Raw genomic sequence first — 18,464 nt, 5'->3', positions numbered from 1 at the left:
CCTGACATCCTTTCTTCACAATATTAAGTTTTAGCTAAGGGAATCCAAATATCCCTGCAAAATAAATACAGCGGCAATCTTGTCCACATATTTGCCGCGGTCTTCCCTGCGAACCCCGCTCTCCATCAGCGTCCGGTTCGCTTCCACTGTCGTCAGCCTCTCATCCCACATCACAACAGGCAGGCCTGTCCTTCTCTCCAGAACATCTTTTAGCTCAAGAGATTTGACAGCCCTGTCCCCAATGGTATTATTCATATTTTTAGGAAAGCCTAACACAATGGTTTCTACTTCATATTCACGTACCAATTCTTCAATCCGCGCCAGAGACTTGCGAAGCTTATTCTCGTCCTTGCGATGAATGGTTTCGATTCCCTGGGCAGTCAAACCTAAGGGGTCACTGACTGCTACCCCTATGGTTTTCGAACCGTAATCAAGTCCCATAATTCTCATAGATTAATCTCGTTTCCAGGATTTATTCTTGATATACTCCTTGAGGAGTTCTTCTACCAGCTCATCTCTTTCCACCTTCATAATCATGCTCCTGGCACCTTTATGGCTGGTAATATAAGTGGGATCTCCGGACATAATGTAGCCAACGATCTGGTTAACCGGATTGTAACCCTTTTCGTCCATCGCATTATATACCAGATCCAGAATCTCTTTTACCTGGATCTCCGGTTCTGTTTTTACTTTGAAATATTGTGTATTGCTAATATTATTGTTTGCCATATTTTCACGCCCTTACCTAAACTTTCTTTTATTCTAATATAAAACTACACAGAATTCAATGGATATTTTCTACTATATTTCACAAATAATCGTATCTTTTGTCGAAAAACCGCGAACAGTTCCCCTGGCTATCACATTCTCCAGGTTCTGATCTGTCTTTGCCACTGCCCGAATGTATTCTCTTGTATGACCGATCCAGCAGACTTTGCCCTGGATATTTACTGTTTCCTCAAACAGGATCTCCACTTCTTTTCCCAAAAAGGATTCCATATATTCCCTCTGGTGCAGTTCTCCCAATTCAATTAAATCCCTGCTTCTCTGCGTTTTGACCGATTCCTGAATCTGGTTCTCCATAGCTGCCGCCCGGGTTCCCTCTCTCCTGGAGTACTTAAAAATATGTGTCTCATAAAACCGGATGCCGTCAATAAACTCCCGGGACTCCTGAAATTCTTTTTCTGTCTCTCCCGGAAATCCCACGATCACATCCGTGGTCAGAGCAGGGTTATCAAATACCTGCCGCAAAAGCTCGCATTTTTCCCGGTACTCTCCGGCACTGTACCGGCGGTTCATCCGCTTTAGCGTCTCATCGCAGCCGCTCTGCAGGGAGAGGTGAAAATGAGGACAGATCTTGGGCATTCCTGCCAATGCCCGGGCAAAGTCCTGGGTTATAATCCGGGGTTCCAGGGAGCCCAGCCGGATACGCTTTACGCCCTCTATACCATGTACAGCCTGTATCAGAGACAGCAGACTGTCATCGCAGTCAATCCCGTAGGAACTCAGGTGGATGCCGGTCAAAACAAATTCCTGATACCCGTTCGCGGTCAGACGGTTTACCTCAGCCAAAACCTCTTCCTTTTTTCTGCTCCTGACTCTGCCTCTGGCATAGGGGATAATACAGTAGCTGCAGAACTGATTGCATCCGTCCTGTACCTTTAGATAGGCTCTGGTATGCTCCCCGGTCTGAGAAAGCTGAAGATTTTCATACTCCAGCGCCTCCTTCATGTCCAGGACTTCCTCTTTGTCCCCTGCCTTCCCCTGGACGTAGGCGTCCAGAATAGACAGAAGATCCTTTTTCTTATTATTGCCCACCACCAGGTCAATGGCATCATCCTTTTTCAGCTTTTCTTTTCCTACCTGTACATAACACCCCGTCGCCACTACAATGGCATCGGGATTCATTTTCTTGGCTTTGTGAAGCATCTGCCGGGATTTGCGGTCGGCAATATTTGTCACGGTACAGGTGTTGATAATATAAATATCTGCCCCGGGAGCAAAAGGCACGATTTGATATCCCGCTTCCTCCAGCATCTGCTCCATAGCCTCTGTTTCATATGCGTTTACTTTACAGCCCAGGTTGTGCAGGGCAACTTTTTTTTCCATATTTTCTATTCCTAACATTTTCCATTTATTATGCGACTTGACGAATCCTGCTTTTCATCTTTGTGTGTTTTCATCTTGACTTTTCCCAGTATAGACGGTAAGATTATCCCTGTAAACAGTACTAATACATAAGGGAGGGATTCCAATGAAAACTGTTCAGATCTCATTAAATTCTATCGATAAAGTAAAATCATTTGTTAACGACATTACTAAGTTTGACTTTGATTTTGATTTAGTATCCGGAAGATACGTAATCGACGCTAAATCAATTATGGGGATTTTCAGCTTAGATTTATCCAAGCCGATCGATTTGAATATCCACGCAAATGAAGGACCTTTGGATACTATTTTAGAGACTTTAAAACCTTACATGATTTAATTTCTCTGTTATATACGAATCAGAGAACAGACAAAACAGAATGCGGCCCTGCAGTGCAGAGGCCGTTTTTTTCTGTTCTATATTCCCACATTATTCTACGGAAATCACTTCTGTGGAACGGATCGCCTCTTCCATAAGGGTATCAATCTTTTCCTCCAGATTCTTTTCTGAGCGCTTTATGATATTAAGATTCGGTTTTGTAACCGGGTGCTTTGCCACAAAAATGGTGCAGCAGTCCTCAAAGGGAAGTATAGACGTCTCATACGTACCAATCTTCAGGGATACATCCACGATTTCCTGTTTATCAAATCCAATCACAGGGCGGTATACCGGCAGCGTGCAGACTTCATTGGTAGCTGCCAGGCTCTGCATGGTCTGACTGGCCACCTGTCCGATGCTCTCCCCTGTTATCAGTCCCAGGCATCCGTTCTCCCTGGCAAAATGCTCCGCAATCTTCATCATATAGCGTCTCATTATAATGGTAAGCTCATCGTGAGGGCACTTCTCATAGATATAGAGCTGAATATCTGTAAAGTTCACCACATGCAGCTGGATGGGGCCGCTGTACCTGGCTACCAGACGGGCAAGGTCCACTACCTTCTGCTTGGCGCGCTCACTGGTATAGGGAGGTGCATGAAAGTATACAGCATCAATTTTTACCCCTCTTTTTGCGATCATATAGCCCGCTACCGGACTGTCAATTCCCCCGGATAGAAGCAGCATCGCCTTACCGTTGGTCCCAATGGGCATTCCTCCCGGTCCGGGGATAATCTCTGAATATATATATATCTTACTGCGGATTTCCACATTCAGCATAATCTCCGGATGGTGCACATCCACCCGCATAGACGGAAAGGCGTCCAGAACAGCTCCTCCCAGTTCACAGTTCAGCTCCATAGAGTTGAGGGGATAGCTTTTCTTTGCCCTTCTTGCATTGACCTTAAAGCTTTTATCCTTGTCCGGGTACATGTGGTCCATATAAGAGACAACCTCTTTTGCCAGCTCCTCATAGCCTTTATCCTCCAGCACCACAACCGGACAGATGCCGAAGATTCCGAACACCCGCTTCAGAGCCTCCACAGTCTCCTCATAGTCAAAGGCTCCCTCTGCAAAGACATAGATACGCCCTTGTTCTTTGGTTACGTGAAATATCCCTTCCACTTCCTTAAGTACCTGCTTTATCCGGGCTACCAGAGCGTCCTCAAAAAGATATCTGTTTTTTCCTTTGATTCCAATCTCTGCGTATTTAATCAAAAATGCTTTAAACATAGTATTCTCCTTTATTAGTGACGGGCATATCTGCGAAGCATGGGAACGGCTTCCCTGAGGGCCTCCAGACAATAATCCAGTTCTTCCTTGGTTGTAAACTCTGAGAAACTGAAGCGCACAGCAGATTCCATCTCCGCTTTCGACGCTCCCATTGCCGACAAGGTTGGGCTCCCAGCCCGCTTATGTGTGGAGCAGGCAGACCCTGCGGATACATATATTCCCTTTTCCTCCAATGTGTGGAGAAGGACCTCACTGCGGACTCCCAGAAAGCTTGCGTTCACAATATGGGGAGCACCCTGTTTTGTGTCCATGCCGTGAATCACCACATCTGCAATCCCTTCCAGCTGTCCCCTGAAATATCCCTTCAGTTCATACAGCTTTGGGATTTTACGGTCAAAGTCCCGGTATATTTCTTCAGCGGCAGCACCCAGCCCGGCAATTCCCGGAACATTGTCTGTCCCGGACCGCATATTTTTCTGCTGCCCCCCTCCCAGTATCAGAGGGCGTATCCTGCATTTCTCATTGATATATAAAATACCGGTACCCTTCGGTCCATGAATCTTATGTCCGCTCACTGCCAGCAGATCAATCCCAAGTTTTTTGGGGAATATGCGGTATTTGCCGAAGGCCTGTATGGCATCCACATGGTACACTACACCCGGCGCCTTATCCTTTAACAGCTTTCCGATTTCCTCCACGGGCTGCAGAGAGCCTATTTCGTTATTCACAAACATGGTAGACACCAGAATGGTATCCTCCCGGAGCGCATCCTCCAGATCCTTTAGCGATACTGTCCCCATCCTGTTCACCGGCAGTACAGATACCTGGAATCCCAGCTCTGTCAGATACGCCAGAGGAGCCGATACCGCCGGATGCTCTACAGCCGTGGTAATGATGTGCTTTCCCTGCCGTTGATTCGCCATGGCCGCACCGATCAGGGCCCAATTATCTGACTCCGTGCCCCCGGAAGTAAAATATATTTCTTTTTCCTGTACCTTCATAGCCCTGGCTATCCTCTGGGCTGCCTGTTTGACATACTGCTCTGCCTCTACTCCCTTCGCATGCATAGCTGAAGGATTCCCGTAATCAGTCATCATCGTCTTCACCACCACGTCCCTGACGCACTCATAGCATCTGGTTGTAGCTGAATTATCTAAATAAGCTTCCATTTTATTTCCTCCAAGTTTCACCACACGGTCCTGTCATTCCCTGCTCTTTTCAGCTGCCGCCTGTTCTCCTTCCAGGGTAAACATCAGAACAGACAATACTGAAATTCCTGCTGTTTCCGTCCGCAGGATCCGTTTTCCCAGGGTAATAGGCCGAATCCCAGCCTCCATGGCCATGGCGATCTCTTCCTCCCCGAATCCTCCCTCCGGGCCGATAAAGACAGCCACCCTCTGGCCGGGACGTATTCCGGCAATGATCTCTCTTGTCTCAGCCATATTCTCAGCCAGCTCATAGGGAATCAGCCTTACCTCCATATCACAGGCCCTTTTCACTGCCTGGGAAAAAGACATAAGTGCTCCCACCTGGGGGATATATAACCGTTTAGACTGCTTGGCCGCACTCTCTGCTATAGCCTGCCATCTCTTCCGCTTATTCTCTTCCTTCTTTTTATCCAGCTTGACCACCGTGTTTCTTGTAGTCATCGGAATTATCTCATATACCCCCAGCTCTACCGCTTTCTGAATGATCCATTCCATCTTGTCAGACTTTGGAAGCCCCTGGAACAGCGTGATTCTGGACGGCAGTTCTCTTCTTGCATCCAGGCATGTAAGAATTTTAGTCTTTACCTCTTTGTTCAGCGCAAGGACCTCACAGGTATACTCAATGCCGGTACCGTCGCTGATCCCAATAATTTCTCCAGGCTTCATACGGAGCACATTTTTCATATGATTCACATCATTTCCTATGATGGTAATCTCCTCCCGGCCTACTTGCTCAGGCTCAACAAAAAAACGATGCATATTCCCACCTAATTCTTTCTGGCTGTCACGGATACCCACTCTCCCTGGCGGGTTACCTCCAGCACTTCCAGGCCTGCTTCCTTCACCGCATTTACCACAACCGCTTCTTTGTCCTCAATAATGCCCGAGGTAATATAAATCCCTCCCTGCTTCATCTGGTTTATAATAACAGGGGTCAGGGGCACCAGCACATCGGCCAGGATATTTGCCGTGACAATGTCATATTTTTCGTATCCTACGGCATCCTGGATTGCCCTGTCGTCTATAAGATTCCCAATCATCATGGTAAATGCGTCTGCCGGGATATCATTTGCCTCTTTGTTTTCTTCTACTGCCGGCACAGCACAGGGATCCAGGTCTGTTCCTACCGCACCCTTGGCTCCCAGCTTCAGTGCCACAATGGACAGAATACCGCTGCCTGTCCCCACATCCAGAAGCTCCGTCTCTTCTGTCACATACTTTTTCAGCTGCCGGATACACAGCTGCGTAGTCTCGTGCATTCCCGTACCAAAAGCAGTCCCGGGATCGATGTGAATGATAAGCCTCTCCTTGTCCTCTTCCTTCACCGTCTCCCAGGAGGGTATAATCAGAATATCATCCACATAAAACTGTTTAAAATATTCCTTCCAGTTATTTATCCAGTCTTTATCTTCCGTTTGGCTTGCGGCAATACTTCCCTCTCCGATGTCCGTATAAGCACGCATGTCCTCCAGTTCTCTCTTCACACGCTCCAGAACAGAGCTTGTGTCCGCATCCTCCTCCAGATAAAAGTTCAGATACGCTACCCCGTCATCCTCCGGAAAGTCAGGCAGTATATCCACAAACATCCGCTGTTTGTCCTCTTCCGTCAGCGGCTGCTTGTCCTCAATCTCCACCCCTTCAATCCCTAGATCTACCAGCGCCGAGATGACAAGATCTTCAGCCTCTGTGGTTGTTTTTACAGTGAATTTATTCCATTTCATATAATACCTCTTTCTTTATCCGTACTTTTTTCGCCTACTTTCTGTTTTATCATAAAACAGGGCAAATGTATAGCCTTTCTTACAGGAACATACAGGTTACGGTTATTGTTAAAACTGACAGAACAGTAGTATAGACAATACCTTTTGCTACAACAGAATCGTCTTTCCCGAATTGTTTGTTCAGCATCGCCGGAAGATTTCCCACCGGGACGGCAATCATAAGTGCCAGTACCCCCCGCATCATCTCATCCTTTAACACCAGCTTAGAGATCAGCACCGCTATAATAGGCACTGCCACAAAGCGCAGAAGGGTAAACAACAAAAGCCTTACATCGGAAACCACCTCCCGCAGATTCATCTGCGCCAGGGAGGTTCCAATCACAAACAGGGATAAAAAGGTGGCAGGCTGCCCCGCATAGTTCAGCAGCTGGGCTGCCACATTGGGAACCGGTATATGAAACCAGAAAATGATAATGGTAATCAGGCTGGCTATGGTACCCGGATTAATACAGGATTTCAGACGGAACCCACCCTGTTCGCCTTCCATATCCTTTCTGATAACGTAGATTCCGTATGTATAGATCAGAATATTAAAAGCCAGATTATAGATTGCCACATAGATCAGGGCATCCTGTCCCAGAAGTCCGGACACAACAGGGATACCGATAAACCCTACGTTGCCGAATATGGTCATCATCATATAATCACTTTTTCTCGGCTTTGGGACCAAAAGAAGGGCAGATATTAAATGTCCCAGAAGAATCAGTAGGGCAAAAGACAGAACCGTGACAATGGTAAAGACGATTACATTGTGCTGTGTGACAGAGGATTCCCTAGAAACACTGCTTATTAGAAGAACAGGACTGCACAGATTTACAACCATCACAGAAATATCCTTTGCAGCCTGCTCACTCACCAGCTTTTGCTTAAAAAAGAAAAAGCCTATCATCATAAGAATAAATATCATTACCATCTGGCCAAGTACAAGTGAAAAACTCATTTTTTTATATCCTTCCGCATTCTCTCCATAAAAAGAACTCCTAAAGACTTCACAATAAAGTCTTATAAGAGTTCTGATACTGCATTTAATTATATCTTCCCTTAGATATAAAAGTCAAATCTTTTTTATAAAATCTGGCAGAATTCCAATTCCTCTCCGGACGCGCCGGCAATCTTAAAAAATCGGATCCCCTTTTCCCAGAATGGAGCCTCCATAATACCGTCTGTGGTAAAGCGGCAGCCTTTCTCTTTGCACTCTTCATAATCCTTTTCGATGTCTTTTGAATCAAAACAGTAATGATCCACCTTACTGCAGGCTTCCCGGGGAAGCTTAACCGGGGGCTGGATTAGCTCATATATTACCTCTCCATTCTGGATAAAGCAGATGGCAGCTCCGTCAGGAGCTTCAAATTCCCCTGTTTTCCGGAACCCCAGTGTCTCGGTGTACCATTTTACCGTCTCTTCCATATCATTTGTCATCAGGCCGATATGGCCGCCTTTCAGTTCTCTTGCCATGGATAAAACCTCCTTCTGCTCACCTATAGAACTATTATAGCACCATCAGACACAAAATACGACCGCATTCCATCTCCGAGCAGAAAAAAGGTACAGCCTGTCAGACTGTACCCCTGCATTTATTCTTCCAGACTTTCTTTCAGTTTTTCCATAAAGCCTTTCTTTTTCTTTTCCGCAGGTTTTCCCGCAGGCTTATTGCCGCAGGCTTCGTCAAACTTGCGGAGAGCCTCTTTTGCCTCCTCATTGAGCTTGGTAGGCACCTGCACCACCAGCGTAACATAGTGGTCTCCCCGAACAGACTTATTCCTAAGAGATGGCACTCCCTTTCCTTTTAACCGCACCTTCGTATCGGTTTGAGTTCCCGGCTTCACATCATACATGATATCACCGTCTACCGTGCTGATGCGCACTTCCCCTCCCAGGGCTGCCTGGGCGTAGGTGATAGGCGCGGTAGAGAAGATGTTCATATCCTGGCGCTGGAAGATAGGATGGCGACTTACCTGTACCTCCACTAACAGATCCCCTCTGGGACCTCCGTTCTTGCCTGGTTCTCCTTTTTCACGGATACGAATGCTCTGCCCATTGTCAATCCCCGCAGGTACAGACACCTGAATCTTCTTGCGGTTTGCGATGTAACCCGTTCCCCGGCAGTCCGGACATTTCTCTTTGATCACCTTGCCCGTACCATTACATTCCGGACACGTCTGTACGTTTCGGACCATACCGAACATGGACTGCTGCGTATACACAATCTGCCCCTGTCCGTTACATTTCGGACAAGTCTCAGGGGAAGTTCCCGGCTTAGCGCCGCTGCCGCTGCACTTTGAACAAGTATCCTTCAGGGTTAATTCCAGTTCTTTTTCACAGCCAAATACAGCCTCCTCAAAGGTAATACGCACAGAAGCGCGTACATTTGCCCCTTTGGAGGGACCGTTATTGGGCCTTCTGCTCCGTCCGCCGCCGAATAAATCTCCAAAAATATCTCCGAAGATATCTCCCATATCTCCGCCGCCAAAATCAAAACCGCCGAATCCGCCGCCACCGCCGGCTCCCTGATCAAAGGCAGCATGGCCAAACTGATCATACTGTCTTCTTTTATCAGGATCACTTAAAACGCCATAGGCTTCTGTGGCTTCCTTGAACTTTTTTTCAGCTTCCGCGTCTCCAGGGTTCATATCCGGGTGATATTTTTTGGCAAGCTTCCGGTACGCACTTTTTATGGTAGCCTCATCAGCCCCCTTGTCCACGCCCAGAACCTCATAATAATCTCTCTTATCTGCCATACTTATGTTTCCCTTCTATCTGACTTGAAGCGACACAGCAGGTCCTCGCAGATCCCGCTGTGTCTCACTCTTACCCGTATCTATATTATGATGTTGGGGTCAAATGACCTTTTGACCCTGATATCATATTATACTTCTCTGTAGTCGCCGTCAACTACATCATCCGCATCGTAACCGGCTTCTCCGCCTGCCGCGTCTGGTCCGGGGCCTGCCTGGGCTCCGTCTGCCTGCTGCGTCTGCTCGTACATCTTAGCAAATAATTTCTGAGCGCTCTGCATTAATTTTTCCTGTCCTGCTTTAATTTCAGCAACCTGGGCCTCTGTCATCTCTTCCACATTTGTTTTCTCCAGAAGCTCTTTTAATGCATTTAAGTCAGCCTCCACAGCAGTCTTATCATTCGCGTCTATCTTATCACCGGCTTCTTCCAGGGCTTTCTCTGTCTGGAATACAAAAGCATCGGCATCATTCTTTGTATCAATTGCCTCTTTTCTCTTCTTATCCTGAGCCTCAAACTCAGCAGCCTCTTTCACGGCCTTTTCGATATCAGAGTCTGACATATTCGAACCGGCAGTAATGGTGATATGCTGTTCTTTTCCGGTTCCCAGATCCTTAGCAGATACATTTACAATACCGTTTGCGTCAATGTCAAAGGTAACTTCAATCTGAGGCACGCCTCTTCTTGCAGGAGGAATTCCATCCAGTCTGAACTGTCCCAGAGATTTGTTGTCTTTCGCAAACTGTCTTTCTCCCTGTACTACGTTAATATCAACAGCTGTCTGATTGTCTGCAGCGGTTGAGAAGATCTGGCTCTTCTTTGTAGGAATGGTTGTGTTTCTCTCAATTAATCTGGTAGCCACGCCGCCCATTGTTTCGATAGAAAGTGACAGCGGAGTTACATCCAGAAGAAGAATGTCGCCTGCGCCTGCATCGCCTGCCAGCTTACCGCCCTGAACAGAAGCACCCAGAGCTACACATTCGTCCGGATTCAATGTCTTGCTTGGCTCTTTGCCGGTTAACTGTCTTACTTTATCCTGTACCGCCGGAATACGTGTGGAACCGCCCACCAGGAGCACCTGACCCAGTTCAGAAGCGGTCAGACCGGCATCAGAAAGAGCTCTTCTCACTGGCTCTGCCGTCTTTTCCACCAGCTCATGTGTCAGTTCGTCAAATTTAGCCCTTGTAAGGTTCATATCAAAATGTTTCGGTCCATCAGCGGTAGCAGTGATGAACGGCAGGTTAATGTTGGTAGTGGTTGCGGAGGAGAGCTCTTTTTTAGCCTTTTCTGCAGCTTCCTTAATTCTCTGGAGCGCCATCTTGTCATTTGACAAGTCCACACCTTCTGCCTTTTTGAATTCACTGATCATATAGTCAGCTACCATCTGGTCAAAGTCATCTCCGCCCAGTTTGTTGTTGCCGGCTGTGGACAGAACCTCAATAACACCGTCGCCGATTTCTATAATAGACACATCAAACGTACCGCCGCCCAGGTCATATACCATAATTTTCTGCTCTTTCTCGTTGTCAAGACCATATGCCAGAGCTGCCGCAGTCGGCTCGTTGATAATACGTTTTACATCAAGACCTGCAATCTTACCTGCGTCTTTTGTTGCCTGACGCTGAGCATCATTGAAGTATGCAGGAACTGTAATAACTGCCTCCGTTACTTTTTCACCCAGGTAATTCTCTGCGTCTGCCTTTAACTTCTGCAGAATCATAGCAGAAATCTCCTGCGGTGAGTATTTCTTGTCGTCGATGGTCACCCTGAAGTCAGTTCCCATATGTCTCTTAATAGAAGAAATGGTTTTATCGGCATTGGTAACTGCCTGACGCTTTGCGGGTTCACCTACTAATCTCTCTCCTGTTTTTGTAAATGCTACGACAGATGGTGTCGTTCTTGCTCCTTCTGCGTTGGCAACAACTACTGGCTTACCGCCTTCCATTACGCCTACACAGCTGTTTGTTGTACCTAAGTCAATACCAATGATTTTACTCATAATTTATTCCCTCCTGAATCTAAGTCTTATTTGTAATTATTTATATATAAATCCAGATACGTTATTCGCGCATCTAGTTTGCTACTTTAACCATACTGTGTCTTACCACATTTTCTTTATATAAATAGCCCTTCTGGAATTCCTCCACAACCACATTCTCTCCCGCCTCTTCATCGTCTACATGCATAACTGCATTGTGAAGATTGGGATCAAACTCACTGCCAACTGCTTCTATAGGCTTCACACCTAATTCTTCAAAGGCTGTCATCATCTGCTTGTAGATTTTGTTCATTCCCTCCACAAAAGGATCTTCCTTTTTATCCTCAGGAACTCCTCCCAGGCCTCTCTCAAAATTATCTACAATCGGGAGCATCTTTTCAATTATCTCTTTTGCTCCGATCTCATACATGGCTGACTTCTCCTTATCCGTACGTTTCCGGAAATTATCGAATTCCGCCATCTGGCGTTTCAGCTGATCTGTCAGCTCTTCTATTTTCTGATCTTTTTTGTCCTTTTTCTTTTTTCCGAAAAGACCTTTCTTTTCCTTTTCTTCACAGGCCTCCCGGGCTTCTTCAGACTCCTCCTGGCCGCATTCTCCGGTGTCTTCTTCTGTCCCCTCCGCCGTATCTCCCGGGCTTTCCTGAATATCATCCTCCTGGGCTTCTGCCGTCTGTTCCATCGCTTCTTTCTCTGTTATTTCTTCCTCAACCGTCTGTTTTTCCTCTGCCACCATCTATACCGCCTTTCTATGTTTTTTTAAATATATTATCTAATTGCACCTTCAACGTTTTCAGATTATCTACTACATTCTCGTAGTCCATCCGCTTGGGTCCGATAATCCCTATGGTGCCCCGCATTCCCTCTCCTAATTCGTAGGTGGCGGTCACCACGCTGCAGTCTTTCATGGTCTGTATGGGTGTTTCGTTGCCGATATATACCTGAATACCTGTATTCTCCTCACCTGACATACTTTCCTTAACAAGCTCAACCAGTGCCTGTTTTTCCTCAAATGTAGAGATAAGCTCACTGGCCTTTGTACTGTCGCTTAACTCCGGATACTTGAAGATATTTGTAGCTCCGCTTGTGTAAACCTGAACTTCATCCTCGTCGGAACGGATTGCACTGGCCACAGCATCAATAACGCTTCCCACCACATCGCTGTGTATGCCTGCCTGTTCTTTCATGGCAAGAATCATACCCAGATTGATTTCGTCAATGGTCAGGCCATTTAGCTGCGTATTCAAGAGAAGATTAAGCTTCAGAACTGTTTCCTCATCCATAGGCTCTTCCAGGTCAAGGATCTGATTCTTTACAATATTCCCTTCTACCACCACAACTGCCAGCAGCTGCATATCACCCACTCTGGACAGCTGGATAAACTTTAACTTGTTCTGATGATAACTGGGAGTAGAAATCATAGTTGCATAATTTGTATTAGATGCCAGCACTTTAACTACCTGCTGCAGAACCTTTTCCATCCTGTCGGTCTTCTCAATCATCATCCCTTTTATCTCGGAAATCTCGTCCTCCTTCTCCTGCATCAGCTCATCTACATAGAGACGATAGCCTTTGTCCGATGGAATCCTGCCAGCCGAGGTATGGGGCTGTAAAATATAACCAAGCTCTTCCAAATCTGACATTTCATTTCTAATCGTTGCAGAGCTCAGATTCAGGTCTGTGTACTTGGAAATCGTACGCGACCCCACTGGTTCGCCGGTGTCCAGATAAGTTTTAATGATTGCTTTCAAGATTTTTAGTTTTCTCTCATCCAGATCGCTACCCATATCTTCGCTCCTTTCTTTTAGTTGTTAGCACTCGTTTGTGTGGAGTGCTAATACCTATGGTTTTAAGATAGCACTGAGACTTTAGTTTGTCAAGTGGTTTATAATTATTTTATACTTGTTTCGGGACAAAAGCTGTACACCATGGGAAAAACGCAGCCGGCCGGAAAATGCCTGTTCTGCATTTTCCGGCCGGCTGTTCTGCGCTTCTTTTTCTGGTATCACCGCCTCAGATTCCATTTACTATCTTAAATACTTTCTCCTTCTCCCCTTTCATATAATAGGTAATGTTCTGAACAGAAATTCTCTCACACGCCTCAATGGCATCGTCGGAATAGAAACCGCAGTGGGGAGTAATGATCACGTTTTCCCTGTTAATGAGCTTACTTGTCCCTAGTTCTGGTGATTCACTGTACAAAACATCAAGTCCGGCGCCGGATACCACCTGGCGATCCAGGGCATCTGCCAGATCTTCCTCATTAATCATTGCCCCGCGGGCCATGTTAATAATATAAGGCTGACGCTTCATCTTATCAAACTTTTCTTTATTAAAATAGTTTTCATTCTCGCTGGTAAGATTCATGTGAATGGAAATCACATCTGCCTCCTCCAAAATTCGGTCTATGCTTACCAGCTCTACCCCCTGTATCTCTGCTGTTTCCTCACTGATATAGGGATCATGGGCAATTACCTTCATTCCGAAGGCACGGGCCCGGACAGCCACAGCCCGCCCAATCTTTCCAAATCCTACGATTCCCAGTGTTTTGGCTCCGAATCTCTGTACCTTCCTGTCCTTGAGCGACTCAATCTCCCACACATGATCCCGATTGACTCTGCGCATATGATAGGGGATAAGCCTGCACACACCCAGCATCAGAGCCATGGTATGGTCCGCCACCTCCTGGGTGCAGTATTCCCCCACAGCGCACACAGCAATTCCTTTTTTTGCAGCATACGCATCAGCCACGAAATTCCATCCGGTTGCCTGCACGGAAATAATCCTGCAGTGCTTCATCCGGTCAATTGCGGTTTCATCCAGGGGCGCAAATCCGGTCAGAACAGCATCTGCCTCCTCCAAAGCTGCATAGTAGGATTCCATGTTCCCCTCATCTACCACCGCATAGGAAATCTCCGTATCCGGCGGCAGGTATCTTTTTTCCACCTCGATACTCCTGTCTCTGGATTCTGGATATTCTGCCAATACCAGTTTCATTCTCCCCACTCCTTTCAAGGGTCGGAAAGGAAGGCTGCAAGCCTTCCTTCCCCCGTTTTTGATACATTTCTTTATATAATTTTAGATTAGCCATTTTTAGCTGCTATAAAAGCTTCCGCCTTCTGTATTTCCTCAGGACTTTGTTTTCCGGTTAAGCATACCGTCAGATATATAACCGCGGAGATCCCGAACGCCGGCCAGAGTGCTTCAATCTGGAAAATAGGACTGCTGCTCACCATGCCGCCTATGTACCATATAACCACAATAATCAGCGAAGATAATACAGACAGGAAGGCACCCTTAGAGCTTGAGCGTTTCCAGAACAGCCCGCATACCGTGGGCAGGAATAGTCCAGCGGAGTTAATGGTAAATGCTATAAACAAGGCATCAATGATGTCCTGGTTAAACCAGGCAAAAACAGCACTGATTATGCCAATGAAGAAAGAGCTGGCAATTCCCATCACCAGGAGCTTCTTTTCTTCTACTTTAGGATTTATATACCGCTGATAGATATCTCTTGTAATATTTGCAGATGCAGTCAGCACACACACATCTCCTGTAGACATAATGGCCGCCAGGATGCCTACCAGCACCAGGCCCCTTACCCCTGCAGGGAAAATCTCTACGACCAGTGCCGCCAAGCTGTTGGAGCTGGAGGCAAGATCCGGAAGTACCAGCTTTGCAGTGAGTCCCAGATAGGTGGAAGACAGCGCAATAACAATCACACAGGCTGCCGCCATCAGTGTTCCTCTCTTGGCAGCTTTCTCATCTTTTGCAGCAAAACACTTGGTATAGCTGTCCATAGAGGTAAAGAAAGAAAAAATAGTTGAGATGCCCAGCGCAATAATCGTAGGCCATCCCCAGGTACCCAAGTCAAAATAAGATGCAGGCAGCGTAGAGAAGGACAATTCGTTTGTGCTCACATGGTGCATGGCCAGGGGCACTCCCAGCAATACGATCCCCCCGAACAGCAGAATCATCTGTGCAAGGTCCGTATAGGTTACCGCCAGAAAGCCTCCGATGGAAGTGTACAGTACAATAACAAAAGTTGTCACAATAAAACAGATCGGCAGGCTCCAACCGGTAAGCACATTGAGGATACTGGCTCCGGCCACGAACTGGCTGCCTGTATAGGCAATATACGCCAGGATCGTGGTTACCGTGGTTGCCGCCCGTGTTTTTGAATCATATCTGTTCTCAATAAAGTCCGGGAAAGTCAGGTTATTCAGTTTATCTCCCAGCCGTTTGATAGGTTTCACCATAACAAAGGCAAAAACAATTATGCCTACAGCAATAATGCCCACATACCAGATTGCCGTAATTCCCATTTCGTAGGCTCTGGATGAGGTTCCCATGACAGATGCTCCTCCAATCCAGGCTGACATCCATAAGCACATGAGAGAAAATGCGCCCACATTCCTTCCGGCAACATAGTAATCATCAATTCCTTTCTGTTTTTTGCTTGCATAAATACCGATTAACAGCATTCCCACAAGATAAGCGACAATAATTCCAATGTCCAAGTAAGTCATAATACCGCCTCCCAATATGTAGTATATTTTGTAATGCCCCACAAAAAATCGTTAGATATTTCACACATTTGTGGTACAATTCGTTACCAATAGCTTATCACAGCCATGTACAAAAGTAAATACAATTGTGCACTTTAATGGATATTTCCCGTATATGTGATATATTTTTATCAATTTTTACCACACTTTTTCTATTCTTTATGAAATAAAAGCTATTGTTCTGTATAACAGAACAATAGCAAAAATTATCCTTCTCACCAGAGTCAGTCGTCCAATTCCTCCAGAGATTTTTTAAGTTCGATCATCTTATCCCGAAGTTCCGCCGCTGCCTCAAAGTTCAGATCTGCCGCAGCTTTTCTCATCTGCTTTTGTATCTCACCTATCAGTTTCTCCAGTTCTTCCCTGCTCATGGACTCCGGATCTTTCATTAATTTATCCTCTGTTTCAGCTACATTCTGAGAGATACTTATCAAATCCCTGACGGCCTTCTTTATGGTTTGGGGCGTGATATTATGCTCCCTGTTGTACTCCTCCTGTATGGCTCTTCTGCGCTCTGTCTCATCAATAGCCATCCGCATGGAATCCGTTATGACATCAGCGTACATAATTACATGGCCGTCCGCGTTACGGGCCGCACGCCCTATGGTCTGAATCAGGGAGGTCTCAGAACGGAGGAACCCTTCTTTATCTGCATCCAGGATAGCTACCAGAGTAATTTCCGGAATATCCAGACCCTCTCTCAGAAGGTTGATTCCCACCAGCACATCGAATACATTCAGGCGCATATCCCGGATAATCTCCGTGCGCTCCAGAGTGTCAATGTCAGAATGAAGATATTTGACACGTATGCCCAGCTCCTTCATATACTCCGTGAGATCCTCGGCCATACGCTTTGTAAGCGTCGTAATGAGGATTTTGTTGCCCTTCTCCACTTCCTGGTTCACCTCTCCTACCAGGTCATCAATCTGTCCCTCCACAGGTCTTACCTCTACCTTCGGATCCAGCAGGCCCGTAGGACGGATAATCTGTTCTGCCCGGAGCAGTTCATGCTCCTCCTCATACTCCCCGGGGGTAGCAGAGACAAACAAAATCTGATCAATTTTGCTTTCAAACTCTTCAAAGTTAAGAGGACGGTTATCCTTTGCTGAGGGAAGGCGGAAACCATAGTCCACCAAAGTTCCTTTTCTGGACTGATCTCCGGCATACATTCCGCGGATCTGGGGAACCGTTTTGTGAGACTCGTCTACAATGATAAGGAAGTCGTCTCCAAAATAATCAACCAGGGTATAGGGCGGCTGTCCCGGAGCAAGTCCGGATAAATGGCGTGAATAGTTCTCTATCCCTGAACAGAAGCCGGTCTCTTTCATCATTTCAATGTCGAAATTTGTCCTCTCTGAGATTCTCTGGGCCTCTAACAGTTTATCTTCACTCTTAAAATAGGCCACCCTCTCCTGTAATTCCTCCTCAATATTCGTTGCCGCCTCCAGAATCCGTTCCATGGGAACCACATAGTGAGAGGCCGGAAAGATGGCAATATGGTTTAAAACATTCTTAATCTCTCCGGTGAGGGTATCCACCTCTGTAATCCGATCGATCTCATCCCCGAAAAATTCCACCCTGACCGCCAGCTCTGAGTAATCTGCAGGAAATATCTCCAGCACATCCCCCCTTACCCGGAAGGTCCCCCGGTGGAAATCCATGTCATTTCTGTCATACTGAATGTCAATGAGCCTGCGGATCACCTCATCCCTGTCCCGCTCCATACCGGGCCGGAGGGAGATTATCATATTCTGGTAATCCTTGGGACTTCCGATCCCATAGATACAGGACACACTGGATACGATAATGACATCTCTCCGCTCACTTAAAGCGGCAGTGGCAGAGAGACGGAGCTTGTCAATCTCATCGTTGATAGCGGAATCTTTTGCTATATAAGTGTCAGAGGATGGAACGTAGGCCTCCGGCTGATAATAGTCGTAATAGGATACAAAGTACTCTACCGCGTTCTCCGGAAAGAACTCCTTAAACTCGCCGTAGAGCTGAGCGGCAAGGGTTTTATTGTGAGCAATAATGAGGGTCGGCTTTTGAATCTGCTGGATGACATTCGCCATGGTAAATGTCTTTCCGGAACCTGTTACCCCCAGTAAGGTCTGGCATTGATTGCCTTCTTTGAATCCCTGGACCAGTTGTCTTATAGCCTGGGGCTGGTCGCCGGTTGGCTGATATTCCGAGTGTAATTTGAAACCAATATCGCCCCTCATGCCGGTTTCATGAGCAAGCAGCGAAGCGTCTTGGGAGTGCCTTTGTTTAACCATACTGTATTTTTACCTCCGTGAAATGAAGATCACAAAATCTTTTCCTAGATATATTGCTGCGCCAGATAAAGCCTGGTGGATATTATACTTTAAAAATTATAACATAGACCAATAGAAAAGTATAGGCAGCAGCGGAACATTTGTT

The 18,464-nt window shown here is 46.4% G+C and carries 17 protein-coding genes; 1 reads left to right on the top strand and 16 read right to left on the bottom strand.

Annotation, left to right across the window (positions count from 1 at the left end; translation table 11 throughout):
- Nucleotides 1–30: 30 nt before the first annotated feature.
- The 3 genes from ruvX to mtaB all read right to left on the bottom strand — a co-directional run bounded on the left by ruvX (nt 31) and on the right by mtaB (nt 2,109).
- Nucleotides 31–450: a Holliday junction resolvase RuvX gene (ruvX, locus tag GKG41_RS04220; protein WP_154257314.1), complete on the bottom strand. Its 420-nt coding sequence runs from the start codon at nt 448–450 to the stop codon at nt 31–33.
- Nucleotides 451–453: 3 nt separating this feature from the next.
- Complete coding sequence (locus tag GKG41_RS04215) at nt 454–729, bottom strand: IreB family regulatory phosphoprotein (protein WP_072849129.1); 276 nt, start codon at nt 727–729, stop codon at nt 454–456.
- A 72-nt stretch (nt 730–801) separates the two neighbouring features.
- The gene (gene mtaB / locus GKG41_RS04210; RefSeq protein ID WP_154257312.1) at nt 802–2,109 is read right to left on the bottom strand and encodes a tRNA (N(6)-L-threonylcarbamoyladenosine(37)-C(2))-methylthiotransferase MtaB; all 1,308 of its coding nucleotides are present in this window, start codon (nt 2,107–2,109) and stop codon (nt 802–804) included.
- Between the two features lie 145 nt (nt 2,110–2,254).
- Here mtaB and GKG41_RS04205 point away from each other — a divergent pair, with 145 nt between their 5' ends.
- A complete protein-coding gene (locus tag GKG41_RS04205; RefSeq protein ID WP_072849130.1) occupies nt 2,255–2,488 on the top strand; it encodes a PTS sugar transporter in 234 nt (77 codons plus the stop codon).
- A 90-nt stretch (nt 2,489–2,578) separates the two neighbouring features.
- Here GKG41_RS04205 and thiI read toward each other — a convergent pair whose 3' ends face one another.
- The 13 genes from thiI to uvrB form a co-directional block, all read right to left on the bottom strand.
- Nucleotides 2,579–3,757: a tRNA uracil 4-sulfurtransferase ThiI gene (thiI, locus tag GKG41_RS04200; RefSeq protein ID WP_154257311.1), complete on the bottom strand. Its 1,179-nt coding sequence runs from the start codon at nt 3,755–3,757 to the stop codon at nt 2,579–2,581.
- Nucleotides 3,758–3,771: 14 nt separating this feature from the next.
- On the bottom strand, nt 3,772–4,926 hold the full coding sequence (locus GKG41_RS04195) for a cysteine desulfurase family protein (protein WP_154257309.1): 1,155 nt from the start codon (nt 4,924–4,926) through the stop codon (nt 3,772–3,774).
- A 33-nt stretch (nt 4,927–4,959) separates the two neighbouring features.
- A complete protein-coding gene (locus GKG41_RS04190) occupies nt 4,960–5,724 on the bottom strand; it encodes a 16S rRNA (uracil(1498)-N(3))-methyltransferase (protein ID WP_154257307.1) in 765 nt (254 codons plus the stop codon).
- An 8-nt stretch (nt 5,725–5,732) separates the two neighbouring features.
- Nucleotides 5,733–6,686, bottom strand: coding sequence for a 50S ribosomal protein L11 methyltransferase (prmA, locus tag GKG41_RS04185; RefSeq protein WP_154257305.1), 954 nt, complete (start codon nt 6,684–6,686; stop codon nt 5,733–5,735).
- Nucleotides 6,687–6,765: 79 nt separating this feature from the next.
- A complete protein-coding gene (locus GKG41_RS04180; protein WP_154257303.1) occupies nt 6,766–7,686 on the bottom strand; it encodes an AEC family transporter in 921 nt (306 codons plus the stop codon).
- Between the two features lie 125 nt (nt 7,687–7,811).
- Nucleotides 7,812–8,201: a VOC family protein gene (locus GKG41_RS04175; RefSeq protein WP_154257301.1), complete on the bottom strand. Its 390-nt coding sequence runs from the start codon at nt 8,199–8,201 to the stop codon at nt 7,812–7,814.
- A 119-nt stretch (nt 8,202–8,320) separates the two neighbouring features.
- Nucleotides 8,321–9,484, bottom strand: a complete 1,164-nt coding sequence (dnaJ, locus tag GKG41_RS04170) for a molecular chaperone DnaJ (protein WP_154257300.1) — start codon at nt 9,482–9,484, stop codon at nt 8,321–8,323.
- 128 nt (nt 9,485–9,612) lie between these two features.
- Nucleotides 9,613–11,478, bottom strand: a complete 1,866-nt coding sequence (gene dnaK, locus GKG41_RS04165) for a molecular chaperone DnaK (protein ID WP_154257298.1) — start codon at nt 11,476–11,478, stop codon at nt 9,613–9,615.
- A gap of 73 nt (nt 11,479–11,551) precedes the next feature.
- Nucleotides 11,552–12,211 (bottom strand): nucleotide exchange factor GrpE, encoded by a 660-nt coding sequence (gene grpE / locus GKG41_RS04160; RefSeq protein ID WP_154257296.1) that lies wholly within the window; start codon nt 12,209–12,211, stop codon nt 11,552–11,554.
- A gap of 13 nt (nt 12,212–12,224) precedes the next feature.
- Nucleotides 12,225–13,262, bottom strand: coding sequence for a heat-inducible transcriptional repressor HrcA (hrcA, locus tag GKG41_RS04155; RefSeq protein ID WP_154257294.1), 1,038 nt, complete (start codon nt 13,260–13,262; stop codon nt 12,225–12,227).
- Between the two features lie 226 nt (nt 13,263–13,488).
- The gene (locus tag GKG41_RS04150; protein WP_154257292.1) at nt 13,489–14,472 is read right to left on the bottom strand and encodes an NAD(P)-dependent oxidoreductase; all 984 of its coding nucleotides are present in this window, start codon (nt 14,470–14,472) and stop codon (nt 13,489–13,491) included.
- 86 nt (nt 14,473–14,558) lie between these two features.
- Nucleotides 14,559–16,004: a sodium:solute symporter family protein gene (locus tag GKG41_RS04145; protein ID WP_154257290.1), complete on the bottom strand. Its 1,446-nt coding sequence runs from the start codon at nt 16,002–16,004 to the stop codon at nt 14,559–14,561.
- A gap of 263 nt (nt 16,005–16,267) precedes the next feature.
- Nucleotides 16,268–18,265: an excinuclease ABC subunit UvrB gene (uvrB, locus tag GKG41_RS04140; protein WP_154257429.1), complete on the bottom strand. Its 1,998-nt coding sequence runs from the start codon at nt 18,263–18,265 to the stop codon at nt 16,268–16,270.
- Nucleotides 18,266–18,464: the final 199 nt, after the last annotated feature.

Origin of the sequence: Lactonifactor sp. BIOML-A5 (assembly GCF_009677585.1) — a bacterium.
Classification (GTDB): Bacteria; Bacillota; Clostridia; order Lachnospirales; family Lachnospiraceae; genus Lactonifactor.
The sequence above is the reverse complement of the archived record's forward strand: the minus strand, read 5'-3'. Positions and strand labels throughout refer to the sequence as shown.